Source organism: Micromonospora echinospora (assembly GCF_900091495.1).
Taxonomy (GTDB): Bacteria; Actinomycetota; Actinomycetes; order Mycobacteriales; family Micromonosporaceae; genus Micromonospora; species Micromonospora echinospora.
Genome location: NZ_LT607413.1, coordinates 1821236 through 1844185 on the forward strand (window position 1 = coordinate 1821236; position 22950 = coordinate 1844185).

Sequence of the window (22950 nt, forward strand, 5' to 3'; positions counted from 1 at the left end):
CGGGCCGGCGGTCAGCCCGTCCGGCGGGCCAGCCAGTGCACGCCGTTGAACCAGACGATGGCGTAGACGACGGTGAACACCGTCGCCGCCAGCGTGCCGGAGGCCAACGGCGGCAACCCGTCGGCCAGCCCCGCCACCAGCAGGCCACCGGCCACCCCCAGCACCACCGCGACCAGCGCGGCGACCACCCGGGCCGCCCCGAAACTCCAGGCGCGGAAGTCCTCCAGGAAGAGCCAGGCCGGCAGGATCACCGCGAGCCAGCCGTTGGCCTGGCCGAAGTCCCCCGAGCCGATCAGCTCGAACGTCCAGTCGAACAGCACCAGGGCCAGGGCCCCGATGACCACGCCGGCCAGGGTCACCCCGAGCAGGTCGCCCAGGGCGACGACCCGCCCCTCGGCATCCCGCCGGGGGAAGCCGTCCCGTGTCTCTCGGTCGCTCATGACGCTTGCAGGGTACGTGAGCAGGCGGGCCGCCCGGCGGCGACCGGCCCGGCGGCGGTCAGGCCCACACCTGCTGCGGCTCGGAACGCCGCTCGGCCAGCGACGGGGCCGGGTCGTACTCCCGGACGACCTCGTAGCGGGTGTTCCGCTCGACCGGGCGGAACCCGGCGTCCCAGATCAGGTGGAGCAGGTCGTCCCGGTGCATGGTGTTCGGCGTGCCGTAGGAGTCCGCGTCGTGGGTGATCTTGTATTCGACGACCGAACCGTCCAGGTCGTCGACGCCGAAGTTGAGCGAGAGCTGCGCCACCGAGAGGCCGTGCATCACCCAGAAGCACTTCACGTGCGGGACGTTGTCGAAGAGCAGCCGGGAGACCGCGAAGGTCTTCAGCGACTCGGCCGGCGAGGCCATCGTCGTCCGGGCCTGGATCCGGTTACGGATCTTGCCGTCCGCCGAGTCGACGAAGTCGTGCTGGTAGCGCAGCGGGATGAAGACCACGAAACCACCGGTCTCGTCCTGGAGTTCCCGCAGCCGCAGCACGTGGTCCACCCGGTGCCGGGGCTCCTCGATGTGGCCGTAGAGCATGGTGGACGGCGTCCGCATCCCCTTGGCGTGGGCCAGCCGGTGGATCCGGGACCAGTCCTCCCAGTGGCACGCGTGGTCCACGATGTGCTGCCGGACCTCCCAGTCGAAGATCTCCGCGCCGCCGCCGGTCAACGACTCCAGGCCGGCGTCCATCAGCTCGTCGAGGATCGCGTCGGCGGGCAGGCCGCTGATCTTCTCGAACCACTGCACCTCGGTCGCCGTGAACGCCTTCAGCTTGACGTTGGGCAGCGCCGCCTTCAGCTCGCGCAGCACCTTCGGGTAGTAGCGCCAGGGCAGGGTCGGGTGCAGGCCGTTGACGATGTGCAGCTCGGTGAGCTGCTCGTCCTCCATCTCCTTGGCCTTGCGGACGGCCTCGTCGATCCGCATCGTGTAGGCGTCCTTCTCGCCCGGCTTGCGCTGGAACGAGCAGTACGCGCAGGAGGCGGAGCAGACGTTGGTCAGGTTGAGGTGCCGGTTGACGTTGAACATCACCCGGTCGCCGTTGAGCTCGGTACGCCGATGGTGGGCCAGACGGCCCAGCCAGGTGAGGTCGTCGCTGTCGTAGAGGGCGATGCCGTCCTCCCGGGTCAGCCGCTCACCCGCGTACACCTTGGCTTCGAGCTCACGCTTGAGTCCGGCGTCCATTGAAAAGCCCGTCCCTTCCACCTCGTCCCGGTCGAGCCTACGTCGCGGCCTCCCCCGACCTTCGAGCACGGCCATCAGCAGCGACATACTTCACCGGACTCTCAGGCTCTCGTTACCGCCGCACCATCGACACAGTCGAAACATTGAGGTAAGACAAAGTGGGACGCGCAACTCGGCGTCCGGACGCCGCGCTCGGGGAGGGCGCGGCTTCGCCACGCCGGACGGGAGCAGGATGACCGACAGCAAGCGCATGCGACGGCCGCGACGGAGGACACCGCTGGTTTCGCCGGTCCTGCGTCCCAAGCTCTGGTCCGCGCTGCTCGGCATGGTCGCCGCAGCGGCCATCGCCACCCCGGTCTTCGCCGACCCCGCCCTGCCCCAGACCGTCCCGGACACCGGCGCCCGTCCGGTCCTGGCCGGGCCGCTGCACCTGCCCGGCGGGGCCCCCGGCGGCAACGGCCCGCTCGGCACCACCCCGATCGTCCCGGTCGGCACCGGCCCGCTCGCCGCGCAGATCGCCGCCGCCGAGGCACAGGTCGGCCTGCTCGGGCAGGAACTACTCAAGCTCGAACAACTCCAGTCCGAGGCGAAGACCCAGCTCGCCACCGCCGACCGCGACCTGAAGCTCGCCAAGGACACCCTCGCCGTCGCCCAGCGGGAGGCCGACGCCGCCGCAGCCGAGGCGCTCAAGACCGCCGCCAAGCTGCCGCCGGGGAGCTTCGCATCGGACCTGCACGGGTTGAGCGTGCTGGAGCGGATCTACCGGGGCGAGGAGGTCGAGGGCACCACCACCGCCGCGACCGGCGAGCTGAACCGGGCCCGCACCACCGAGCAGGCCGCCCAGCAGGCGTACACGGCGGCGGAGAGCCGGCTGCGGACCGCGACGGAGCAGTTCACCGCCACCCAGAAGAACTACCGCACCCAGGAAGCGGCCCTGCTCAAGCTGCGGCAGGACAACACCGCCCAGCTCGCCGAGATCGAGCGCCAGCAGGAGGCCGCCGAGCAGAAGCTCGGTGAGCAGTACCTCCAAGGCACGACCGCCAACGGGCTGACCTCCCACCCGCGTGCCATGGCCGCCGTCCGGTACGCCCTGGCGCAGCTCGGCGACCCGTACCTCTGGGCGGCCGAGGGACCGGACCGTTTCGACTGCTCCGGCCTGGTCTGGGCGGCGTACCGGTCGAAGGGCGCCGACTACTCCGGCCTGCCCCGGGTCTCCCGCGACCAGTACAACGCCACGAAGGGCAAGACCGTCAGCCGGAGCGCCCTGCTCCCCGGCGACCTGCTCTTCTACGCCTCGGGCAGCAGCTGGACGTCGATCCACCACATGGGCATGTACATCGGCAACGGCAAGATGGTGCACGCCCCGACCACCGGCGACGTGGTGAAGATCTCGACCGTCCGCTGGTCGCGGCTGTTCGCGGCCACCCGGGTCATCGACGCGGTGCCGGCACCGGGGGCCACCCCGTCGCCCACGCCCTCCCCCACCAAGTCGCCGGCCCCGACCAAGTCGCCCACGCCGAAGCCGACCAACTCGGGGACGCCCAAGCCCACCGGCAGCGCGACCCCGAAGCCGACCGGTACGCCGTCCACGTCGCCCAACCCCACGCCCACGACGACCCCGTCGGTCGGCCCGACGCCGAGCACCACGACCGCTCCGGAGCCGAGCACCAGCACCGGGGGCGGCGAGCCGAGCGCCTCGGCGAGCAGCACCGGCGAGCCCAGCGGCAGCCCGGCGCAGAGCGGCTCCGCGAGCCCGAGCACCGGTGGCTGACCAGTAACCCAACTCCGGCTGTGCGGCCGGACCGGAATGTGGCACCGTGAGAGCCAGGCACTCCCGGCTCGGCGCCACGGGTCCGGGTGCGAGCACGGAGGACGAACATGGGCGAGCAACAGGGTCCGGCTGAGACCGTCGAGTCCGGCGCCGGATCCCGCCCGCTGAGCGGTCCGCCCGGCGCCGGCGACGCCGCGCCGGCTGCGTCCGCCCCGGCTCGCGGGCGGGCCAGCATCACCAACCCGTCCGGGGGTACGCCGGACACGCCCGTCGTCCCGGCTCAGCGCGGTCCCGCCTCCCCGGCCCGGGCCAGCGCCGCCGTGCCGGGCGGGCAGCGGATGTCGCCGCAGGAAGCCGGCATCGCCGCCGGGGTGCGTACCGGCGGGGCGAAGGTGTACCGGTCCACCGAGTCCACGTCGGCCCCGGAACCACAGCCCGAGCCACGGCCCGCCCCCACCCCGGTCCCGGAACCACAGCCCGAGCCGCTGCCCGCACCCACCCCGGTCCCGGAGCCGCGACCCGAGCCGCTGCCCGAACCTCCGGTGCCGACTCCGACGCCGCCCCTGCCGAAGCCTCCGGCACCCGTCCCGCCCGGTCCGGCACCCACTCCACCGGGTCCGGTGCCGCCGACTCCGGGTCCGCCCGCGCCGCCGCCCGGCCCGCCGACTCCCCCGCCACCGCCACCGCCCGGACCGATGCCGGCACCGCCGTTCCCGCCGCCACCGGCCTCCGCACCTACCAACTCGTCCGGCCCCTCGCCTACCAGCCCGGTCTCGGGTGTCCCGGCTCCTGCCGCGACGGCGTCCGCTCCGGGGCCGGCACGGATCAGCGGCAGCGCCGCCGTTCCCGGGTCACTGGCACCGCCCTTCGTTCCGGCGTCGGCCGATCCGGCTCCGCCCGGCGGACCGGGGTCGCCGGTCGGCCAAAGCCGCAACCCGGTCTCGGCACCGCCGACGCCAGCCTCCCTGTTCTCCGCTCCGTCCTCGCCATCGGTCCCACCGACCTCCGGCCCACCGGCCACCCCGCCCTCCGCGCCGTCCACGCCGTGGGCCCCACCGGCCACCCCGGCCTCCGCGCCGTCCACGCCGTGGGCCCCACCGGCCACCCCGCCCTCCGACGCAGCGGCACCGTCGGTCGTCCCGGAGCCGGCCCTGCCGACCTGGCCGCCACCGACCGTGCCGGGCGGACACACCGGGACCGACCCGGGTGGGCGGTCGGCGCCGGCCGGACCGTCACCACTCGTGCCCAGCGGCGGCGCGCCGGTGCACCACCATCTGCCGCCCAACGCGATCGTTGCCACCCCGGCCGCCGGGAACGACATCGGCGCCGACGGTCGTCCGGGCACGTCCGCCCGCTCCGGGACGGTCTACGGCGGCTCGGTGACCGAGGGGCCCGGTTTCGCCACGGTCGCCCTGCCCACCGGGAACCCGGTCGAGAACACCGGCTCCCTGACCGGGCACATCCTCGCCCAGGGCTGGGCCGACACCCCCACCGAGCGGTCCCGTAACACCCGGGTGATCATCGTGCTGGTCGCCTCGCTCGGGCTGCTGGTCGCGATCAGCGTGGTGGTGGCCCTGATCGCGAACGACGCGCTGGGTGGCCTGATGGAGAACCTGCTCAACGGGTGAGTCCCCGTCCCGACGCCGGCACCGGTGCCGACGGGCCGGGGTGAGCCCGCCCACTACCCCGTCGCGGCGCGGTTGCCGACCGTGCGGGTCGCCGTACACTGTTATTGATCACTGACCTGGTGCGCGTCGTCGCGTGCTTATGGGCGATCTTGCGGGCGAACCGGCGGCGTCACCTTCCGCGGCGGGCCATCGCGAAGATGCGCCCCGCTGGAGAGGTATTTCTTGACGACCTTTGCTGACCTCAGCACGTCCCCGTCCGCCATCGACATCCCGCTGGTGACCACCGGCGACCAGACCATCCCCACCGACGGCGGGGAGCAACCCGACTTCGCCGCCCTGGGGCTCCCCCAGCCGCTCGTCCGGGCCCTGGCCCGGCAGGGCATCACCGCCCCGTTCGAGATCCAGCGGGCCACCATGCCGGACGCCCTCGCCGGGCGGGACGTCCTCGGCCGGGGCCAGACCGGTTCCGGCAAGACCCTCGCTTTCGGCCTGCCGCTGCTGGCCCGGGTCGCCGACGGTGGCCGGGCCCGGCCGCTGCACCCCCGGGCCCTGGTGCTGGTGCCCACCCGGGAACTCGCCATGCAGGTCAACGACGCGCTCGTGCCGCTGGGCAAGGCGGTCGGGGTGTTCCTCAAGACCGCCGTGGGCGGGGTGCCCTACGACCGTCAGATCGACGCCCTCCGGCGCGGTGTGGAGATCATCGTGGCCACGCCGGGACGCCTCGGCGACCTGATCTCCCGGCAGGTGTGCCACCTCGACGACGTCGAGATCACCGTCCTGGACGAGGCCGACCAGATGGCCGACATGGGCTTCCTGCCGGAGGTCACCGAACTGCTCGCGAAGACGCCGGCCGACGCCCAGCGGCTGCTCTTCTCGGCCACTCTGGACAACGACGTGGACTCGCTGGTCAAGCGGTTCATGACCGACCCGGTGACGCACTCCACCGCCCCGGCCACCGCTGCCGTCTCCACGATGGACCACCACCTGCTGCTGATCCCGCCGCACGACAAGTTCGCGGTGGCGGCGTCGATCGCGGCCCGTCCCGGCCGGACCATGATGTTCGCCCGTACCCAGCTCGGGGTGGACCGGCTGGTGGAGCAGCTCGGCGCGGTGGGCGTCCGGGCCGGCGGCCTGCACGGCGGCAAGACCCAGCGGATGCGTACCCGCACGCTGGCCGAGTTCCGCGAGGGACGGATGAACGTGCTGGTCGCCACCGACGTGGCCGCCCGTGGCATCCACGTGGACGGCGTCTCGCTCGTGGTGCACATCGACCCGCCGAAGGACCCGAAGGACTACCTGCACCGGGCCGGGCGTACCGCGCGGGCCGGCGAGTCCGGCGCGGTGGCCACGCTGGTCCTGCCGAAGCAGCGGCGGACCACCCTGGCCATGATGGAGAAGGCCGGTGTCGAGCCGGGCGAGCTGCGGGTCCGGGCCGGTGACCCGGAGTTGACCGAGCTGACCGGTGCCCGGCAGCCGAGTGGGGTGCCGGTGTCGAACGAGCCGCAGGAGCCGCGCCGGTTCGGCGACCGCCCGGGTGGTCCCCGACGCTTCGGCGACCGCGACCGCGACCGCGACGGCCGGGGCGGACAACGCTTCGGCGACCGCGACGGCCGAGGTGGACAGCGGTTCGGCGAGCGGGACGGCCGAGGTGGACAACGGTTCGGCGAGCGCGACGGCCGGTTCGGCGACCGCGACAGCCGGGGTGGACGCGGCTACGGTGACCAGGCCGAGCACCGCGCGGCTCCGGCCGGGCAGCGCTGGGCCGACCGGGGCGAGACCCGGCCCACCGGCCGCGACGAGCGACGCTTCGGTGACGAGCGTCCCGGTCACCACCGCACCGACGAGCGTCCCGGCTACCGCAGCCGGACCGACGACCACCGGGCCTACCCGGTGCGCGCCGACGACCGGCGTGGCCACGGCGGGCGCAGCGACGACCGGCGCGGGTTCGGTGGCCGCAGCGACGACCGACGCGGGTTCGGCGGACGGGCTCCCGCCCGCAGCTACTGAGGCACGTCGACCGGACGCCGCCGTGGTGCACCTGTCACCACGGCGGTGTCCGTGCGCTGGCGGTACACCGCGACCCGGGTGCCGGCGGTGCCGACCTGCCGTAGTGTCCGGCTCATGCCGACCATGCCGAAGTCGCTGTTCTGGAACCGCACCGACACCGCCGGCTGCGAGCACGCCCGGTTGGACGACGCGAACGGCCTCACCGCCCGGGGTACGGCACTGGCCGTCGACACCCTCCCGTACACCTGCCGGTACACCCTGACCACCACCGCTGAGTGGGCGACCGTCCGGCTGGAGGTCGAGGTCGAGGGGGCGGGCTGGTCACGTGGGGTCCGGCTGGAGCGGCAGCCGGACCGTTGGCGGGTCGTGACCAACGAGCAGGGCGACCTCGACGCCGCGCTCCGTGCGGCCAGCCGGCCACCGGTCGGGCTGCCCGGCACCGACGACCCTGACCGGCTGGCCGACGTGGTGGACGTCGACCTGGGCGGGTCACCGCTGTTCAACAGCCTCCCGGTACGCCGGCTCGGACTGCGCGACGCCGAGCCGGGCACCGAACGCCGGATCGAGGTCGCCTGGGTGCTGGTGCCGAGTCTGCTGGTGCTGCCCGCCGAGCAGACGTACACGGCGCTCGGCGGCGGGCGGGTCCGGTTCGCCAGCGGCGACTTCACCGCCGACCTGGACCTCGACCCCGACGGCTACGTGCGGCACTACCCGGGACTCGCCGACCGGGTCGTCCCGGAGCGCTGACCGGCGTTCCCGTCGGCCGGACGCGCCCGACGAAGCCGCCGACCCTTTCTTGCCGGTACTCGGCGGCTGCCGGCTGACCGCATTCCGCCCCGGAAGCGAACCGGGCCGACCGAGCTAGGCGGCGGGCCAGACGCCGGTGTCCAGGAACCGCTCGACGGTCGCCAGGTGCGGAGCCAGGTCCAGCCCCTGCGCGGCCACCCAGTCGTCGGCGTAGTACGTGTCGACGTACCGGTCGCCGGCATCGCAGATGAGCGTCACCACCGAGCCGGTCTGCCCCTCGGCGAGCATGGCGGCGATCAGCCCGAAGGCACCCCAGAGGTTGGTGCCGGTCGAGCCACCCACCCGCCGGCCGAGGACCGCCGAGCCGGCCCGCATCGCGGCCAGCGAGGCGGCATCCGGCACCTGCACCATCCGGTCGACCACGCTGGGCAGGAAGGACGCCTCGACGGTGGGTCGGCCGATCCCTTCGATCCGGGAGCCCCGGCCGGTGCGGACGGACCAGTCGGCCGCCTGCCAGGCGGGGTAGAACGCGGAGTTCTCGGGGTCGACCACGCAGAGCTTGGTGGGCAGCCGGCGATACCGGGTGAACCGGCCGATGGTGGCACCGGTGCCGCCGGTGCCCGCCCCCACCACGACCCAGGCCGGCACCGGGTGCCGTTCCAGGGTGAGCTGGGCGTAGATCGACTCGGCGATGTTGTTGTTGCCCCGCCAGTCGGTCGCCCGCTCCGCGTACGTGAACTGGTCCATGAAGTGCCCGCCGGTGTCCTCGGCCAGCCAGCGGGCCTCGACGACCACCTTGGCCGGGTCGTCGACCAGGTGGCACCGGCCGCCCTGGAACTCGATCTGGGCGATCTTCTCCGGGGAGGTGGAGGCGGGCATCACCGCGATGAACGACAACCCCAGCATCCGCGCGAAGTACGCCTCGGAGACGGCGGTCGAGCCGGAGGAGGCCTCGATGATCGTGGTATTCGGGCCGATCCAGCCGTTGCAGAGCCCGTAGAGGAAGAGCGAGCGGGCCAACCGATGCTTCAGCGAGCCGGTCGGGTGCACCGACTCGTCCTTGAGATAGAGGTCGATGCCCCAGTCCCGGGGGAGCGGGAACGGCAGCAGGTGGGTGTCGGCCGACCGGTTCGCGTCGGCCTCCACGGCGGCGATCGCCTCGGTCACCCACGCCCGGACAGCCTCGTCGCACCGGTCGAGATGAGTCACGCCGAGAAACTAGCAACCTTCGCGTCCGGACGGTACCGGCCGACTCACGTACCGCCGATCCGCCGGCGCTGGCGGCGCTGCCCGGCCCGGCCGGCGGCGCGGACCAGCGGGGCCAACCGGAGCGCGAGCCCCGGTAGCGCGTCGAGCAGGCGGACCTGCGCACCACGCCAGCGGGGCAGCGCGACCACCGGTCGGGGCCGCCGGGCCAGCCGGGCGGCCCGATGGGCCACCCGCTGCGGTGACAGCAGCGTCCCGGTGAAGGAGGCCACCGCCCCGGGGTCGTCCAGCCGGTCGTGCAGCATCGGCGTCCAGATCCCGTCCGGGCAGAGACAGGAGACGTGTACGTCCCGGTGCCCGGCCAGCCGCAGGTCGGCGAGGGTGCCGAGGCTGAAGGCGAGCAGGGCGTGCTTGCTGGCGGCGTAGACGGTCTCGCCGGGCGGGGCGACCAGCCCGGCGAGCGACACCACGTTGAGCACGTGCCCGACTCCCTGGCCGCGCATCACCGCCAGGGCGGCCAGGGTGCCGTTCATCGCGCCGAGGGTGTTCACCTCGACCACCCGACGGCGGGTGGCCGCGTCGTGGCTCCATGACGGGCCGGTGACCAGGAGGCCGGCGTTGTTCACCCAGAGCCCGAGGCCACCGGCGCGGGTGGCGGCCTCGGCGGCCACCGCCGCACAGGCCGCCTCGTCGCGGACGTCCAGCGGGCGGGACCAGCCACCGAGCGGACCGGCGACGGCGGCCACGGCCTCGGCGTCCAGGTCGGTGAGGAGCACCTGCCAACCGTCGGCGTGCAGTGCGACGGCGATGGCGTGACCGAGCCCGCCGGCCGCACCGGTCACCACCGCCGTCCCGGGAGCCCGATCCGTCACCACCGCCGCACCGTACCGCGCGCGGCCCGGGTGGGCGGGGCGCTCAGCCGGTGGACGGCGCCGGCTCAACCGATAGGCGGGGCGCCCACCCCGTGCACGGAGCGGCTCAACCGGTGGGCGGGGTGCCCGGCTGGGGGCGGTTCTCCCACTTCGTCGACAGGGCGATGCCGGTGCGGGTGGAGGCCACTCCGGGGGTGCGGTTCAGCCGGACGATGAGCCGCTCCAACTCGGCGATCGTGGCCACCCGGGCCTTGAGCAGGAAGGACTCCACCCCGGCCATGAAGTAGCAGGACTCGATCTCCGGCATCTGCCGAAGGGCCTCCAGCACGTCGTCGGTGTCGGCGGCGGAGTCCTCGACGATGCCGATCAGGGCGGTGACGGCAAGCCCGATCGACTCGGGCTCGACCTCCGCCCGGTACGCCCGGATGACCCCGCCGGCCTCCAGCTTGCCGACCCGTTCGTGTACCGCAGGGGCGGAAAGACCGACCTGACGGGCCAGTTCGGCGTACGACAGACGGGCGTTGCCCCGCAGCAGATCCACGAGCCTGAGGTCGATGGCGTCCACGGACTGTAGACCCTAGTCGTCTCCGAAGCGCTCGGAGCGGCGGGCGTCCGGCATTCCGACCGCACGTGTCCGTACGACAGTCGCAGACGTCGGACGTCCCATCGGCCTCCCGTTCCCAACCAGTGCATTTTTCGCGTTTGGCGGACCGCGTCACCTCGCTGGTGCTGTAATTGCCATACGTCCCTCATGACGGCTCTGGGCTCGCACCGGCCGGGGGCAGTGTGTTCAGCCGAGGGCTTCGTCGACGCGAGGAGGGGGCTGTGGACACTGGAGATCGCCTGCTGACACCGGGCGAGGTGGCCGCGCTGTTTCGGGTGGACCCGAAGACCGTCACGAGATGGGCGGCGGCCGGCCGGATCGGCAGCATCCGGACTCCAGGCGGGCATCGCCGTTTTCGGGAGTCCGAGGTGCGGGCCCTGCTCGAGGGGGAGGGCATGCTCGACGAGGGGGAGGACGTGGCGAACCGGCCACGCAACGTCGGACCAACGGCTTCCACCGGCCCGGGGCCGGCCAACGCCGGAATGTACTGACCGGACGACGGGTCACGCGGACCGAGCGCAGGCCGCCGGTCCGTGTCCCGTCCCACGGGGTCGCGGGTCAGTCCAGGGCCGCGCCGAGGTCCCCGGACCATCGACGGAACAACGTGTGCGGTACGCCCAGCGCGTCCAGCACCTTGCCGGCGACGAAGTCGACCAACTGTTGGGCGGAGGCGGACGCCCCGGCACCGTAGAAACCGGGGCTGGCGGGCAGCACTACCGCCCCGGCGTCGAGCAGCGCGATGAGGTGTTCCAGGTGGCTACGGGTCACCGGGGTCTCCCGGGGCACCACGACCACCGGCCGCCGCTCCTTGAGGTTGACCTCGGCGGCCCGTTGCAACAGGTCCTTGGAGAGCCCGATGGCGATGCCCGCGCAGGCCGCGGTGCTGGCCGGCACCACCGCCATGCCGCGCACCCGGTAGGAGCCGCTGCTCGGGCCGGCGGCCAGGTCACCGGCGGACCAGTACCGCAGGTCGGCTCCGTCGAGGTCACGCCCGAGCCAGTCACCCAGGTCCTCGCGCCAGTGCCCGTCCCGGAACGGCCGGCCGGTCTCGTCGAGGACGGTCAGCCGGGCCGCCCGGGAGACGACCAGGTCGACGGCCGCCCCGGCGTCGAGCAGCCCGCGCAGGACCGCCGCCGCGTACGGCGTACCGGAGGCTCCGGAGACCCCGACCACCCATGGTTCGCGCATACCGACAAGCGTGCCTGGTCGCCCGCCCAAGGTGTCCGCCGCCCCCGCCGCTTCGTGGTTGCAGGGGGCCCCTGCTACGCAAAAAGCGGCAGCAGGGGCCCCCTGCAACCCCAGACCCACCGCCCCGTGTCACCGCCGGGGCCGGATGACGGGAGAGCGTTTGCACCTGGCATGCTGCGGGTGCATAACGTACAGCGGGGAAGGAATCGGTGATGACCGGCGGATCCCTCGGATCGCCACGGTTCGACTGCCCCATTCCGCCCCGGCTGTCGCCGCACGCCGACGCGACGCAGGAATGGCTCTCCTCCTGGGTCGCCCGGTTCGACCTGCCGCTGGACCGGGTAGCCCTCGAACGGCTCGACCGGGCCGGCATCGCCCGGTACGCGGGCCGGATCTACCCGGACGCCGGCGAGAACGACCTGCGCACCCTGGCCGCCCTGTTCACCTGGTTCTTCCTCGTCGACGACTTCTGCGACGGACCGCGCCACTCCACCCCGGAGGAGGTCGACGGGCTCCGGCAGGGGGTGTTGAGGCTGCTGCGGACCGGTCCGCGCTCGCGCCACCCTGGCTTCACCGGTCCCCTGCGGCGGATGCTGGTGGACGCCTGGCGGGCGCCCCGGGCCCGGATGCCCGCCCGCTGGCGGGTCCGCTTCACCGACGCGATGGCCCACCACCTGGACGGCACGTGGCGCGAGTCGGTCAACAAGGCCGCCGGGCGGGTGCCGACAGTCGACGAGTACGTGCCGCTGCGCCGGGCCACCTCGGCGGCGTACGTCTCGTACACGCTTGTGGAGTTCGCCACCGGACAGGTGCTGCCGGACGCGGTCTACCACCATCCGCTGCTGGTCAGCATCGCCGAGACCGCGAACGACCTGCTTTCCTGGTTCAACGACGTGATCTCGCTGGAGCGGGACCTGGCCGATGCCGGTGGGCACAACCTGGTGCTGGCCACCGCGCACGAGCGCGGGGTGCCGGTCGGGACCGCGGTCACCCTGGTGGCCGACCGGTGGCGGGAGACGATGGACCGTTTCGTGGCGCTGCGTGCGGCGGTGCCGTCGTTCGGGCCGGAGTTGGACCGGGCGGTCGCCGTCCAGTTGGACGCGGTGGCGAACTCCGTGCGCGGCACCATCGACTGGTCCCGGGAGAGCGCCCGCTACCCCGTAGCCTGACCCGCCTGGCGCGGTCGGCTCAGGCGCGCAGGTCCAGCCGGAGCACCAGGTCGAGCAGGGCGAAGAGGAAGAGGGCGATGCCGACGAAGCCGTTCGCGGTGAAGAACGCCCGGTTGACCCGGGTCAGGTCGGTCGGGCTCACCACCACGTGCTGGTAGCCGAAGGCGAGCGCGGTGAGCGTCAGCCCGGCCCACCACGGCCAGCCGAAGCCGACCAGCGCCCCGAACCAGACGAAGAGTGCGAAGGTCACCACGTGGGCCGCCGTCGAGGCGTGCAGGGCGAAACGCAGCCCGTACCGGGCCGGGACGCTGCGCACCCCGATCTCCCGGTCCACCTCGGCGTCCTGGCAGGCGTAGATCAGGTCGAACCCGCCGATCCACAGGCCCACCGCGACACCGAGCAGCCAGGCCGGCCAGGAGCCGGCGAAGGTGCCGGTGACGGCGAGCCACGCGCCGACCGGCCCGACCGCCTGGGCCACCGCGAGGATCGCGTGCGGCCAGTCGGTGAACCGTTTGCCGTACGGGTAGACGACCAGGGGCACCACGGCCAGTGGCGCGAGCACCAGGCAGAGCGGGTTGAGCAGGGCGGCGGCGGCGAGGAAGACCACCAGTGCGACCACCGCGCCGGTCCAGGCCGTCCGCACGCTCACCGCCCCGGTCACCAGCTCCCGTCCAGCGGTACGCGGGTTCCGCGCGTCGATCCGCCGGTCGAGGATCCGGTTGGCGGCCATCGCGAACGTCCTGGCCCCGACCATCGCCACCGTGATCAGCAGCAGGTCGAGCCAGCGCACCCGCCCCCCGTCGACCCGCATCGCGGTCAGCGCGGAGAGGTACGCGAAGGGCAGCGCGAAGACCGAGTGCTCGATCGCCACGAGCCGGAGGAAGGACTTCACCCGACCCGGCCGTTCGGTGACCACGGTCATCGGACGCCGTACTCCTTCCAGCGCTTGTCCACCAGGGCGACGACCTCCGGCGACATGGTCATCTCCTCGGGCCAGCCCCGGGTGTAGCCCTCGGTGGGGAGCTTGCGGGTCGCGTCGACGCCCGCCTTGCCACCCCAGAACTGCTGGTACGACGCGTGGTCCAGGTGGTCCACCGGCCCCTCGGTGAGCAGCAGGTCACGCGAGTAGTCGACGTTGCCGAAGGCCCGGAAGGCCACCTCCTGGTAGTCGTGTACGTCGCAGTCCTCGTCGACGATCACGATCAGCTTGGTCAGCGACATCATGTGCGCGCCCCAGATCGCGTTCATCACCTTCTGGGCGTGCTTCGGGTAGCGCTTACGGATCGACACGATCGCGCAGTTGTGGAACACGCCGGCCGAGGGCAGGTTGTAGTCGACGATGTCCGGGATGAGGAACCGCAGCAGCGGGGCGAAGATCCGCTCGGTGGCCTTGCCGAGGCCGTGGTCCTCCTGCGGCGGCTTGGACGTGACGATCGAGTGGTAGACCGGGTCGCGCTGCATGGTCATCGTCTCGACGTGCATGACCGGGAACGGCTCGACCGGGGTGTAGAAGCCGGTGTGGTCGCCGAACGGTCCCTCCGGCAGCCGCTCGCCGGGCTCGATGTAGCCCTCCAGCACCACCTGCGCGTGCGCCGGCACCTGGAGCGGCACGGTCAGGCAGTCGACCATCTCGACCCGCTCCCCGCGTAGGAACCCCGCGAAGAGGTACTCGTCGATGTCGGCGGGGAGCGGCGCGCTGGACGCGTAGCTGACCACCGGGTCGCAGCCGATCGCGATCGCCACCGGCAGCCGCTGCCCGAGGCGCTCGGCGACCGCGTGGTGCGCGGTGGAGTTCTTGTGGATCTGCCAGTGCATGCCGAGCGTGTTGTGGCTGTGCTGCTGGAGCCGGTACAACCCGAGGTTGCGCTTGCCGGTCTCCGGGTGCTTCGTGTGGGTCAGTCCGAAGTTGTGGAAGATCCCGCCGTCACCGGGCCACACCTGCAACCCCGGCAGCCGGTTCAGGTCGACGTCGTCGCCCCGGTAGACGACCTGCTGGCAGGGGGCGGTCCGGACCTTCTTGGGCGGCATCGACTTGAGCTGCATCACCTTGCCCAGGCCGCCCATCATGCCGGAGAAGCCGATCGGCAGTTCCGGCTTGAGCATCTCCCCGATCCGGTTGCCGATCTCGTCCAGCGACTCGACGCCGAGCGCCATCGCCATCCGCTTCTCGGTGCCGAAGAGGTTGACCGCCACCGGCATCTCGCCTCGGGTCGGTCGCTCGAAGAGCAACGCCGGCCCGCCCGCCCGAACCGTCCGGGTCACGATTTCGCTGATCTCCAGCGTCGGGTCCACCGGCACGCTCACGCGCCGCAGTTCCCCCTCGCGCTCCAGCGTCTTGAGGAAGTCCTTGAGATCGGTGTACGGGAAGCCACGAGCCGCCATACCCCCAGTGTCCCGCACCAGCCTGAGCCCCACCCCACCCGGTCCCCACGGAAGCCGGTCACCGTCTCCTCGATGATCAACTTCTTGAACTCCATCCCACCCGGTCCTCACCGAAGCCGGCCCACCACCGCCCCGGTGATCCACTCCTCTTCGGCGATATCGCGATATCCAGTTCGCGGGACACCGCCGCATCGGCGAAAGTCCGACGGCGTCGCCGGACATCAGGGCCGGGCCGAGGGAAGCCGGCGCGAGTTCGGCCGGTACTGCCGCCCGTTCCGGACAGGCGTCCCGTTCTGAGCGGGTGGCGCGTTCTGAGCGGGTGGCGCGTTCTGAGCGGGTGGCGCGTTCTGAATGGGCGGGGCGGGGTTGCGGCACCACCCGGAGCCCGGCCCACTGGACGAAGACGCTCCGCCGCGCGACGGCGTTGCCCTTCGTGTCCAACTGGTAGCCGTCCAGCCAGGCCCAGCCATCGAACGTGGTCCAGTCGTCCTTCACCCGGATCAGCCGGAACATGATCGGCTGGTGGAACTGGACACTCGCGGCCCGGGTCAGGTGGAGGACGTTCCCCGCCCTGAGCCGCATCTCGGCCGGGGCCGCCCTCGCCGCCCCGTTGCCGACCCGGACGAGAGCGTTCACGCGCCGAACCGCCGCCAAGCGCGGATACGCCGTCGGGCCAGCTCGACTCGGGGGCAACCGCCGCCGAGCCGGCACGACCCGCAGCGCCGGTTCCGGTGGTACGTCAGGACGAGCCAGGAGCACCGGACGAGTACGGGTTCCCTGTGCGTCATGGCCGGTCGCCTCCCCGGGGCTGGGCTGGGTCTTCGCGGCACCCCGGCCCGTCGGGTCACGCCTCCACCGAACCGGGGGCACCACGTGACCGATCCAACTCTTTCAGCCATCCCCTGTCAGTATAGGCGCGCCGGATCTGTCGGACTCTCACAGACGGACCGATTGAGGCGGACAACATTGGGTAGGCCGCACCGTGCCTACCGTTCCTGTCATGGGTGAGGAGGTCCCGGGCCCGCTCGTCGGGCCAGGCGAGATTCTGGCGATGTTGGGCGTGGGCCGCTCTCGGTTCCGGCAGATCATCGTGCATCCGAACTTTCCCCGGCCGTTCCAGACACTCATGGCCGGCTCGGTGTGGCTTCGGTCGGACGTGGAGGCGTACATCGCCAAGTACCGCCAGCCCCGCCCCCCAGCCGACGAAGACGAGCTGGGCTGACGCGCTGCGACGGGTGGGTGGAGCACCTGATCTACGCAGGCGCTCTGGGCTCGGTTCCACTGCTCGCGGCAGAAGATGAGTACGACAACTCATCCTCTTCGTACCGCTGCCCAGCACCCTTGTGACCATGGGCTCCTCGTCGCCTGATAAAGCTGGCAACGGTCGCGGGCTACTGCTGCCCCTACCGGGGTTGAGCTACTTCGCCGCTGGGCACGACTCGCCGATTTGGGTCGGGTGGTCGCAGGTCAGCGACCCGCTGAACAGTCAATCGGTCCCGGACCTCACCTGGCCGACCGTCTTCGTCGAGGCCCAGCCGGTCGACCTCGACGCACTGCGGAGCGGCCGGCTGCGGAGGCACCAATATCTCGTCACCATCTCCTCGGGGTCCAGGTACTACGAGGTCCCCTGGTCCTCCTGAGGAGCATGCAGCCCCTGCAGCTCTGCATACAGCTCGGCTACCCAACAGACCGCTCGTCGATCACGGAGTTGTGGCACGTGCTTAGTGTCCATTGTGACTGGCGGCGCGCGACTGAGGCTCGACAAGATCTGGCCGCGCTGCCAGGCTGGCGAGATGTCGGACGCCTACGTCGTCGGGGATCCGGACGGGCTCTCCCCGCTGCTGGTCGCGCTTCGCGACGCTATCTCCCGGGAACTGCACGCGCAGCTCGCCCTGCGGGCCGAGCGGATCGAACTCGACGCCGTACCAGAGGTCGCCTACCAGATCACCCGTCAGGTGGAACGGACGCTGGCAACCTGGTCTCCGGCCGCTCAGTCGGCACCGCAGAATGTATAACTACACTTCTTATAACTGTGGTTATACATTCTGCTGACAGGTGTCGGTCCGGCGTGACGTACGCAGCGGGCATCTGTCTGGCCAGGAACTCGGTCAGGAAGTCGAGTGCGCCCCTGGTAGCGGCAGCGGCTCGACGACCGCGCCCTCGGCGGGGACGCCGTACTCCCTGGTGCGGAACTGCTTCGCGCCGCGCGGCCGTTCGCGGAAGTGTCGGAACGCCATCGGGAGGCCTCGGGCGACGGAGAGATCCCGGGTCTCCATGACCTGTATGTGTAGATGCGGCTCGGTCGAGTTGCCGGAGTTGCCACAGGTCGCCACGTGCTGCCCCGCCGTCACCGCTTCCCCGACGGTGACCCGGAGGGAACCGGACCGCAGGTGAACGAGAGCGACGAACGCGCCGCCGGGAAGCGCGATGACCAGGTAGTTGCCGGCCACCGCACGTACGCCCTGCCGGACCCGGGCCGCCTGGCCCAGCGCGTACGGCACGAGAGCAAGCTGTGAGCGCCGCCCGGCGTGGTCGATCTCGCCGTCGTGCACCTCGACGACGGTGCCGTCGGCGGGGGCCAGGATCGGTCGGTCGTAGGCGAAGAACCGGTCGGCCGGTTCGGTGGCGAGGAAGGTCCGCCAGTCGCGGCGGTCGGCGGTCCGGCGGCGCTCGTCCACCCCGACGAAGTCGATGGCGTACCGCTCGCCGAACAGGTCCGTGCCGTGACTCGGGATCCGTCGGGCCGGACTGTTCCGGGCCAACCACAGTCCCGTGAACGGCAGCGAAAGCGCGACCTCCGGGTGCTCCGAAGACTCCTTCTCGGCCATGAGGCGAGCCTAGCCAGGCCGGGCCAGGCCCCTTTCCGGCGCGACGAGCGCCGGCCATGGCAGCACGCCAGCGGGTGGCGACAGGATCAGTCGAGGCCGCCGTACGAGTGCAGGCCCTCGAAGAAGATGTTCACGCCGAAGAGGTTCATCAGCATGGTCAGGAAGCCCACCACCGCGATCCAGGTGGCCACGTTCCGCTTCACGCTCGGGGTGGCCCGGGCGTGCAGGTAGCCGGCGTAGATCACCCAGGAGATGAACGACCAGGTCTCCTTCGGGTCCCAGCCCCAAGGCCGGCCCCAGGACGCCTCGGCCCAGATCGCCCCGGCGATGACCGCGAAGGTGAAGACCGGAAAGGCGAACGCGTGCAGCACGAAGGTGAGCCGCTCCAGGCTATCCGCCGCCGGCATCCGCTTCGCCAGCGTGTACGGGAAGCTCCGCTTGCCGCGCTCGTACCCGGCGCGCATCAGGTAGGTCACCGCCGGCACCGAGCCGAGCAGGAAGAGACCGGAGGCGAAGACCACCGTCGAGACGTGGATGATGAACCAGTACGAGTTGAGCGCCGGCACCAGCGGCACCACCGGCACGTAGAGCACCAGTTCGGCGGTGGCCAGCAGGAGCACCATGACCAGCGTCAGGAACAGCCCGAGGCGGCGCAGCGAGGGACGCTTCCAGAGCACCGTCAGCCAGCCGGCGACGCCGATGAACGAGACCGTCAGCACGAACTCGTACATGTTGCCCCAGGGCATCCGGTCGGCGGCGATGCCCCGGGTGACCAGGCCCGCGAGGTGCAGCAGGGTGGCGACCACGGTGGCGACGACCGCGATCCGGCCGGCGAGCCGGGCCCGCCCGTTCGGGCGTGCCGGCAGCTTCGCACCGGTGTCCCCGCCAGCCGGGGCGTCTCCGCCGACCGGGGCGTCCGTTCCGGCCGGGCTTCCGCCGGACCCGCCGACCCCCGCGCCGACCAGCTCGCGGGCGGGCGTCGCGGCCACCGCCCGGGTACGGGCGTTGCCGAGGGCGTACTCGACGGCGTGGCAGATCATCGCGACCAGGTACGCGAGGATCGCGAAGGTCACCAGCTGATCGGAGAGCGCGGACATCACTCGGTCCCTTCTCGCGAGCCCGGGGCGGCCCGGCCGGCGGCACCGGCCGCGCCGGTTCCCCGGATCTCGTCGACGAGCTGCGTGAACTCGGCGGCGAACCCGGGGTACTCGGTGCGCGGCAGCCCACCGGCCTCCACCAAACTACTACCGCCCGTCGTTGACGCGCCGTCCGGGTCGGCGGCCCCACCCGGGACCACCCGGAACCACACCCGACGCCGCCGCCCGAAGAGCGACCCCATCAGGCCGACCAGCAGCACCCCGCAGGCCACCAGCATCAGCGTCGAACCCGGGTCGTACCGGACGGAGAGCGTGATGAACGGCTCGGTGCCGAGGAACTCGACGCTGGTCCCGTCGTCCAGAGTCCACTTCTCGCCCGGCCGGAGCAGCTTCGCGTCCCCGAGTTGCGTGAGCTTGCCGTTGTCGACCTGGCGCTGGTCGAGCCGGTACACCGAGCCGGGGATGCCGGCGTCCAGCCCGAGGTTTCCCCGGTACGCGATCAGGAAGACCGCCGGGTTCCGCTCGGTCGGGTGTTGCGACCGCACGTACGGCGGGGCGTCCGGCGCGGTGGGCAGGTAGAGCCCCTCGAAGGCGATCTGGAGGTTCGGGTCCCGCTTCCCGGTCGCCGGGTCGGCGTTGACGTCGGGGAACAGCGCCACACCCTCACCGGTGAGGGTGTTGTCCGTGGTCAGGAAGGGCAGCGCCGAGGTCTGCGAATCGCCGTTGCGGTCGGTGTACCGGATGATCGGCGCGTAGCCGTGGCCGAGCAGGTAGGCGTTGGCCCCGTCGAGCCGCAGCGGCGAGTTGACCGAGAACTCCTCCCGGCGCGGCTGTCGCCCCTCCTCGGTCACCGTCACCGTGGCGTTGTAGAACTCCGGCTGGCCGGACTCCAGGAAGCGGGCCTCGAACTCCTCCAGCGTCATGCAGAACGGCGGGAGGTCCGGGCTCTGCACCCGGGCGCCGAACTTCGACTCGGCGTACTGGAACTGGGTGTTGCAGAAGGCGTTGTCCGCGCCGGCCACCAGGAGGCGGTTGCCGCTCCAGCCGTACCACGAGCCGAGGGCCACCCCGACCAGCACCGCGATCATCGAGGTGTGGAAAAGGAGGTTCCCGGTCTCCTTGAGGTAGCCCTTCTCGGCGGAGACCTCGTTGCCCCGGACCACCACCCGCCACCGGCGGCGGCGCAACACCGCCGCGATGGCCTCCGGGCCGCCGTCGTGGTCGGTCAGGACCGCGTGCTGCGGCAGTCGTTCCAGCCGCTTCGGGGCCGCCGGCGGTACGGACCGCAGCGCGCGTACGTGGTCGCGGAGGCGGGGCACGATGCAGCCGACCAGCGAGGTGAACAGCAGCAGGTAGATCGCGGAGAACCAGACCGAGCCGAAGACCTCGAACCCACCGATCCGGTCCAGCACCCGGGCCAGGTCGGGGTTCTCGACGAAGAAGTCGTCGACGTCCTCCGGGTTGACCCCGCGCTGCGGCAGCACCGAGCCGGGGACGGCGGCGACGGCCAGCAGGAAGAGCAGGACCAGCGCGGTACGCATGCTGGTGAGCTGCCGCCACGAGTTGCGCAGTAGGGCCAGCAGCGGGTTGGGCCGACGCCGGGCCGGCGGCGCGGGTGTCGCGGGCCGGTCGTCGACGATCGCCATCAGATGCTCACCTCGCCCACCCCGAAGGTGGTCTGCAACCAGATCACGAAGCTCTGCCAGCCCCCGGTGACCAGGGCCAGGCCGATCAGGAGCATCAACGCCCCACCGGCCCGGGTGACCCAGCGGCTGTTGCGCCGGATCAGCTTGAAGACGCCGAGCAGCCGCTGGAACGCGAGCCCGAAGACCACGAACGGCAGGCCCAGCCCGAGGCAGTACGCGACGGCGAGCACCACCGCCCGGTCGGTCTGGCCACCGGCGGCGGCCATGCCGAGCACCGCCCCGAGGGTCGGCCCGGTGCAGGGCATCCAGCTCAGCGCGAAGACCGCCCCGAAGACGGGTGCGCCGAGCAGGCCGGCCGACGGCAGCCGGCGGATCCGGAACTCCCGTTGCAGGCCGGGCAGCACCCCGACGAACGCCAGGCCGAGCACGATGACCAGCGCGCCGATGCCGATCTCCAGCGCCCGTTCGTACGCGAAGAGGACCTTGCCGACGCTGGCGAAGAGGATCGCGGTGGCGCTGAAGACGGCGGTGAAGCCGCCGATGAACAGCAGCGTCCCGGCGAGCACCCGCCCCTTCACGGCGGCGGTCGACGCCCGCTGCCGCTGCCGCACCGCGAGCGCCATGCCACCGCCGGCTGAGGTGGTGCCGCCCCCGGCTGAGGTGGTGCCACCGCCGGCTGAGGTGGTGCCACCGCCGGCTGAGGTGGTTGCAGGGGGCCCTTCCTCGGCAGAATCCGGTAACAGGGGTCCCCTGCTACCACCTCGGCGGCCCTCCAGGTCGGCGCCGGCGAGACCGGTGACGTACGAGAGGTAGCCCGGGACGAGGGGCAGCACGCAGGGCGAGAGGAAGCTGACCAGACCGGCGAGGGCCGCCGCGCCGATCGCCAGCAGCAGCGGGCCGCTCTCGGCGAGGCTGCGGAAGGTCTCGCCCATCAGCGGGCGCTTTCGGCGGCGACCCGTTCGACCACCGGTTGCAGGGCGTCCTGGATCACCGCGCCACGGCGCAGCGCCGCGATCCGCCCCTCCCGGTCGAGGACGACGGTCGCCGGGATCGCGTTCGGCGCGATCTCGAAGTCCAGGGCGGTGCGGCCGGGTGGGTCGAAGAGGCTCGGATAGGTGGCCCGGCCCTCCTCGAAGGCGATCGCCTTGTCCCGGCTGTCGGAGACGTTGATGCCGAGGAAGGTCACCCCGGACGCCTTGGTCGCCTGGTAGGTGTTCTCCAGGTCGTCGGCCTCGGCCCGGCAGGGGGCGCACCAGGAGCCCCAGAAGTTGATCACGACGACCTTGCCCCGGTCCTGGCTGAGGTCGTAGCTGCCGCCGTCGAGGAGTTCCCCGCTGACCTTGGGCGCGGTGCCGCGCTGGTCGGGGGCGCACTCCAGGAAGCCGTCCCGGGTGGTGCAGCGCTGCTCGCCGCTCTCGGCGGTGCAGCCGGCCAGCGCCACCGTGGCGACGGTGGCGAGCAGGGCGGCGGTCCACCTCCGGGCGTTCATCAGGCTCCCTTGGCTGTCCTGGCGGTCGGCGACATGGCGATCAGGTGGGCGGCCGGCTCGGAGTACCCGACACCGACGATCTTCGCCCCCTCGAAGTGGAACGAGGTGAGGCTGGCCAGCCCGCACTGCCGGCGACGCGGGTCGTGCCAGAGCCGCTTGCGCTCGACGTGCCGGCGCAGCGTCCAGATCGGGAGCTGGTGGGAGACGCAGACCGCCTCGCGCCCCTCGGCGGCGACCCGGGCGGCGTGCAGCGCGGCGAACATCCGCTCGGCGATCGTCCGGTACGCCTCGCCCCAGGACGGGGTGACCGGGTCCCGCAGCACCCACCAGTTGCGCGGGTCACGGAAGGACCCGTCACCGGGCGAGACCTTCTTGCCCTCGAACCAGTTGGCGCTCTCGATCAGCCGCTCGTCCACCCCGACCGGGAGACCGAACTGCGCGGCGATCGGCTCGGCGGTCTGCTGGGCGCGTTCCAGCGGGCTGGCCACCACGTGCACCACGTCCCGGTCGGCCAGCCCCTGGGCGGCGGCCTTGGCCATCTGCACGCCCAGCTCGGAGAGGCGGAAACCGGGCAGCCGGCCGTAGAGGATCCGGTCCGGGTTGTGCACCTCGCCGTGCCGCAGCACGTGGACCACCGTCTTGCTGCTC

At 72.1% G+C, this 22950-nt stretch carries 24 protein-coding genes; 9 read left to right on the forward strand and 15 right to left on the reverse strand.

Translation table 11 applies throughout. The features are described 5' to 3' along the window. Positions 1 to 11: 11 nt before the first annotated feature. Both GA0070618_RS08220 and mqnE read right to left on the reverse strand, forming a co-directional pair. Entirely contained in the window at positions 12 to 440 is a 429-nt protein-coding gene (locus GA0070618_RS08220) for a hypothetical protein (protein WP_088981109.1), read from the reverse strand. Positions 441 to 498: 58 nt separating this feature from the next. Beyond that, positions 499 to 1668 (reverse strand): aminofutalosine synthase MqnE, encoded by a 1170-nt coding sequence (gene mqnE / locus GA0070618_RS08225; RefSeq protein WP_088981110.1) that lies wholly within the window; start codon positions 1666 to 1668, stop codon positions 499 to 501. A gap of 232 nt (positions 1669 to 1900) precedes the next feature. On the opposite strand from mqnE, the gene GA0070618_RS08230 reads away from it, so the two are divergent. Beyond that, a complete protein-coding gene (locus GA0070618_RS08230; protein WP_088981111.1) occupies positions 1901 to 3439 on the forward strand; it encodes a C40 family peptidase in 1539 nt (512 codons plus the stop codon). Positions 3440 to 3719: 280 nt separating this feature from the next. Here GA0070618_RS08230 and GA0070618_RS33345 read toward each other — a convergent pair whose 3' ends face one another. Beyond that, on the reverse strand, positions 3720 to 4544 hold the full coding sequence (locus GA0070618_RS33345; protein ID WP_157748923.1) for a hypothetical protein: 825 nt from the start codon (positions 4542 to 4544) through the stop codon (positions 3720 to 3722). Positions 4545 to 4680: 136 nt separating this feature from the next. On the opposite strand from GA0070618_RS33345, the gene GA0070618_RS34590 reads away from it, so the two are divergent. The 3 genes from GA0070618_RS34590 to GA0070618_RS08250 all read left to right on the forward strand — a co-directional run bounded on the left by GA0070618_RS34590 (position 4681) and on the right by GA0070618_RS08250 (position 7821). Continuing rightward, complete coding sequence (locus tag GA0070618_RS34590) at positions 4681 to 5067, forward strand: hypothetical protein (protein ID WP_088981113.1); 387 nt, start codon at positions 4681 to 4683, stop codon at positions 5065 to 5067. A gap of 222 nt (positions 5068 to 5289) precedes the next feature. Next, a complete protein-coding gene (locus tag GA0070618_RS08245) occupies positions 5290 to 7074 on the forward strand; it encodes a DEAD/DEAH box helicase (RefSeq protein ID WP_414467566.1) in 1785 nt (594 codons plus the stop codon). Between the two features lie 114 nt (positions 7075 to 7188). Further along, positions 7189 to 7821 carry a putative glycolipid-binding domain-containing protein gene (locus GA0070618_RS08250; RefSeq protein ID WP_231931657.1) on the forward strand — a complete coding sequence of 211 codons (633 nt, stop codon included), beginning with the start codon at positions 7189 to 7191 and terminating at the stop codon, positions 7819 to 7821. 114 nt (positions 7822 to 7935) lie between these two features. On the opposite strand, the gene cds1 is transcribed toward GA0070618_RS08250, so the two are convergent. The 3 genes from cds1 to GA0070618_RS08265 all read right to left on the reverse strand — a co-directional run bounded on the left by cds1 (position 7936) and on the right by GA0070618_RS08265 (position 10464). Then, positions 7936 to 9030 (reverse strand): L-cysteine desulfhydrase Cds1, encoded by a 1095-nt coding sequence (cds1, locus tag GA0070618_RS08255; RefSeq protein WP_088981114.1) that lies wholly within the window; start codon positions 9028 to 9030, stop codon positions 7936 to 7938. A gap of 44 nt (positions 9031 to 9074) precedes the next feature. Continuing rightward, complete coding sequence (locus GA0070618_RS08260) at positions 9075 to 9902, reverse strand: SDR family NAD(P)-dependent oxidoreductase (protein WP_172900272.1); 828 nt, start codon at positions 9900 to 9902, stop codon at positions 9075 to 9077. Between the two features lie 103 nt (positions 9903 to 10005). After that, the gene (locus GA0070618_RS08265; protein ID WP_088981115.1) at positions 10006 to 10464 is read right to left on the reverse strand and encodes an Lrp/AsnC family transcriptional regulator; all 459 of its coding nucleotides are present in this window, start codon (positions 10462 to 10464) and stop codon (positions 10006 to 10008) included. A 260-nt stretch (positions 10465 to 10724) separates the two neighbouring features. On the opposite strand from GA0070618_RS08265, the gene GA0070618_RS08270 reads away from it, so the two are divergent. After that, a complete protein-coding gene (locus GA0070618_RS08270) occupies positions 10725 to 10994 on the forward strand; it encodes a BldC family transcriptional regulator (RefSeq protein WP_088981116.1) in 270 nt (89 codons plus the stop codon). Between the two features lie 67 nt (positions 10995 to 11061). Here GA0070618_RS08270 and GA0070618_RS08275 read toward each other — a convergent pair whose 3' ends face one another. Next, a complete protein-coding gene (locus GA0070618_RS08275) occupies positions 11062 to 11691 on the reverse strand; it encodes a UbiX family flavin prenyltransferase (protein ID WP_088981117.1) in 630 nt (209 codons plus the stop codon). Between the two features lie 212 nt (positions 11692 to 11903). Between GA0070618_RS08275 and GA0070618_RS08280 the strand changes: the two genes are divergently transcribed. Then, complete coding sequence (locus GA0070618_RS08280; protein ID WP_088981118.1) at positions 11904 to 12860, forward strand: terpene synthase family protein; 957 nt, start codon at positions 11904 to 11906, stop codon at positions 12858 to 12860. Between the two features lie 19 nt (positions 12861 to 12879). Here the strand turns inward: GA0070618_RS08280 and mqnP are convergent, their stop codons facing one another. Both mqnP and GA0070618_RS08290 read right to left on the reverse strand, forming a co-directional pair. Continuing rightward, the gene (gene mqnP, locus GA0070618_RS08285; protein ID WP_088981119.1) at positions 12880 to 13782 is read right to left on the reverse strand and encodes a menaquinone biosynthesis prenyltransferase MqnP; all 903 of its coding nucleotides are present in this window, start codon (positions 13780 to 13782) and stop codon (positions 12880 to 12882) included. Beyond that, a complete protein-coding gene (locus GA0070618_RS08290; RefSeq protein ID WP_088981120.1) occupies positions 13779 to 15242 on the reverse strand; it encodes a menaquinone biosynthesis decarboxylase in 1464 nt (487 codons plus the stop codon). Before GA0070618_RS08290 ends, mqnP begins: the two co-directional genes overlap by 4 nt. Before the next feature lie 1000 nt (positions 15243 to 16242). Between GA0070618_RS08290 and GA0070618_RS08295 the strand changes: the two genes are divergently transcribed. The 3 genes from GA0070618_RS08295 (at position 16243) to GA0070618_RS08305 (ending at position 17257) form a co-directional block, all read left to right on the forward strand. Beyond that, entirely contained in the window at positions 16243 to 16464 is a 222-nt protein-coding gene (locus GA0070618_RS08295) for a helix-turn-helix transcriptional regulator (protein WP_088981121.1), read from the forward strand. A 190-nt stretch (positions 16465 to 16654) separates the two neighbouring features. Beyond that, entirely contained in the window at positions 16655 to 16882 is a 228-nt protein-coding gene (locus tag GA0070618_RS08300; RefSeq protein ID WP_088981122.1) for a hypothetical protein, read from the forward strand. A 153-nt stretch (positions 16883 to 17035) separates the two neighbouring features. After that, the gene (locus GA0070618_RS08305) at positions 17036 to 17257 is read left to right on the forward strand and encodes a hypothetical protein (RefSeq protein WP_088981123.1); all 222 of its coding nucleotides are present in this window, start codon (positions 17036 to 17038) and stop codon (positions 17255 to 17257) included. A 93-nt stretch (positions 17258 to 17350) separates the two neighbouring features. On the opposite strand, the gene GA0070618_RS08310 is transcribed toward GA0070618_RS08305, so the two are convergent. From GA0070618_RS08310 to GA0070618_RS08335, 6 genes are all read right to left on the reverse strand, one after another. Beyond that, positions 17351 to 18070: a M23 family metallopeptidase gene (locus tag GA0070618_RS08310; protein ID WP_088981124.1), complete on the reverse strand. Its 720-nt coding sequence runs from the start codon at positions 18068 to 18070 to the stop codon at positions 17351 to 17353. A gap of 86 nt (positions 18071 to 18156) precedes the next feature. Next, positions 18157 to 19167: a c-type cytochrome biogenesis protein CcsB gene (gene ccsB, locus GA0070618_RS08315; RefSeq protein ID WP_088981125.1), complete on the reverse strand. Its 1011-nt coding sequence runs from the start codon at positions 19165 to 19167 to the stop codon at positions 18157 to 18159. Next, the gene (gene resB, locus GA0070618_RS08320) at positions 19167 to 20813 is read right to left on the reverse strand and encodes a cytochrome c biogenesis protein ResB (protein WP_088981126.1); all 1647 of its coding nucleotides are present in this window, start codon (positions 20811 to 20813) and stop codon (positions 19167 to 19169) included. The genes ccsB and resB overlap by 1 nt, the downstream gene beginning before the upstream one ends. Then, positions 20813 to 21745: a cytochrome c biogenesis CcdA family protein gene (locus GA0070618_RS08325; RefSeq protein WP_088981127.1), complete on the reverse strand. Its 933-nt coding sequence runs from the start codon at positions 21743 to 21745 to the stop codon at positions 20813 to 20815. Before GA0070618_RS08325 ends, resB begins: the two co-directional genes overlap by 1 nt. Next, positions 21745 to 22302 (reverse strand): TlpA family protein disulfide reductase, encoded by a 558-nt coding sequence (locus tag GA0070618_RS08330; protein ID WP_088981128.1) that lies wholly within the window; start codon positions 22300 to 22302, stop codon positions 21745 to 21747. Before GA0070618_RS08330 ends, GA0070618_RS08325 begins: the two co-directional genes overlap by 1 nt. Further along, entirely contained in the window at positions 22302 to 22937 is a 636-nt protein-coding gene (locus tag GA0070618_RS08335) for a histidine phosphatase family protein (protein ID WP_172900375.1), read from the reverse strand. Before GA0070618_RS08335 ends, GA0070618_RS08330 begins: the two co-directional genes overlap by 1 nt. Positions 22938 to 22950 lie beyond the last annotated feature (13 nt).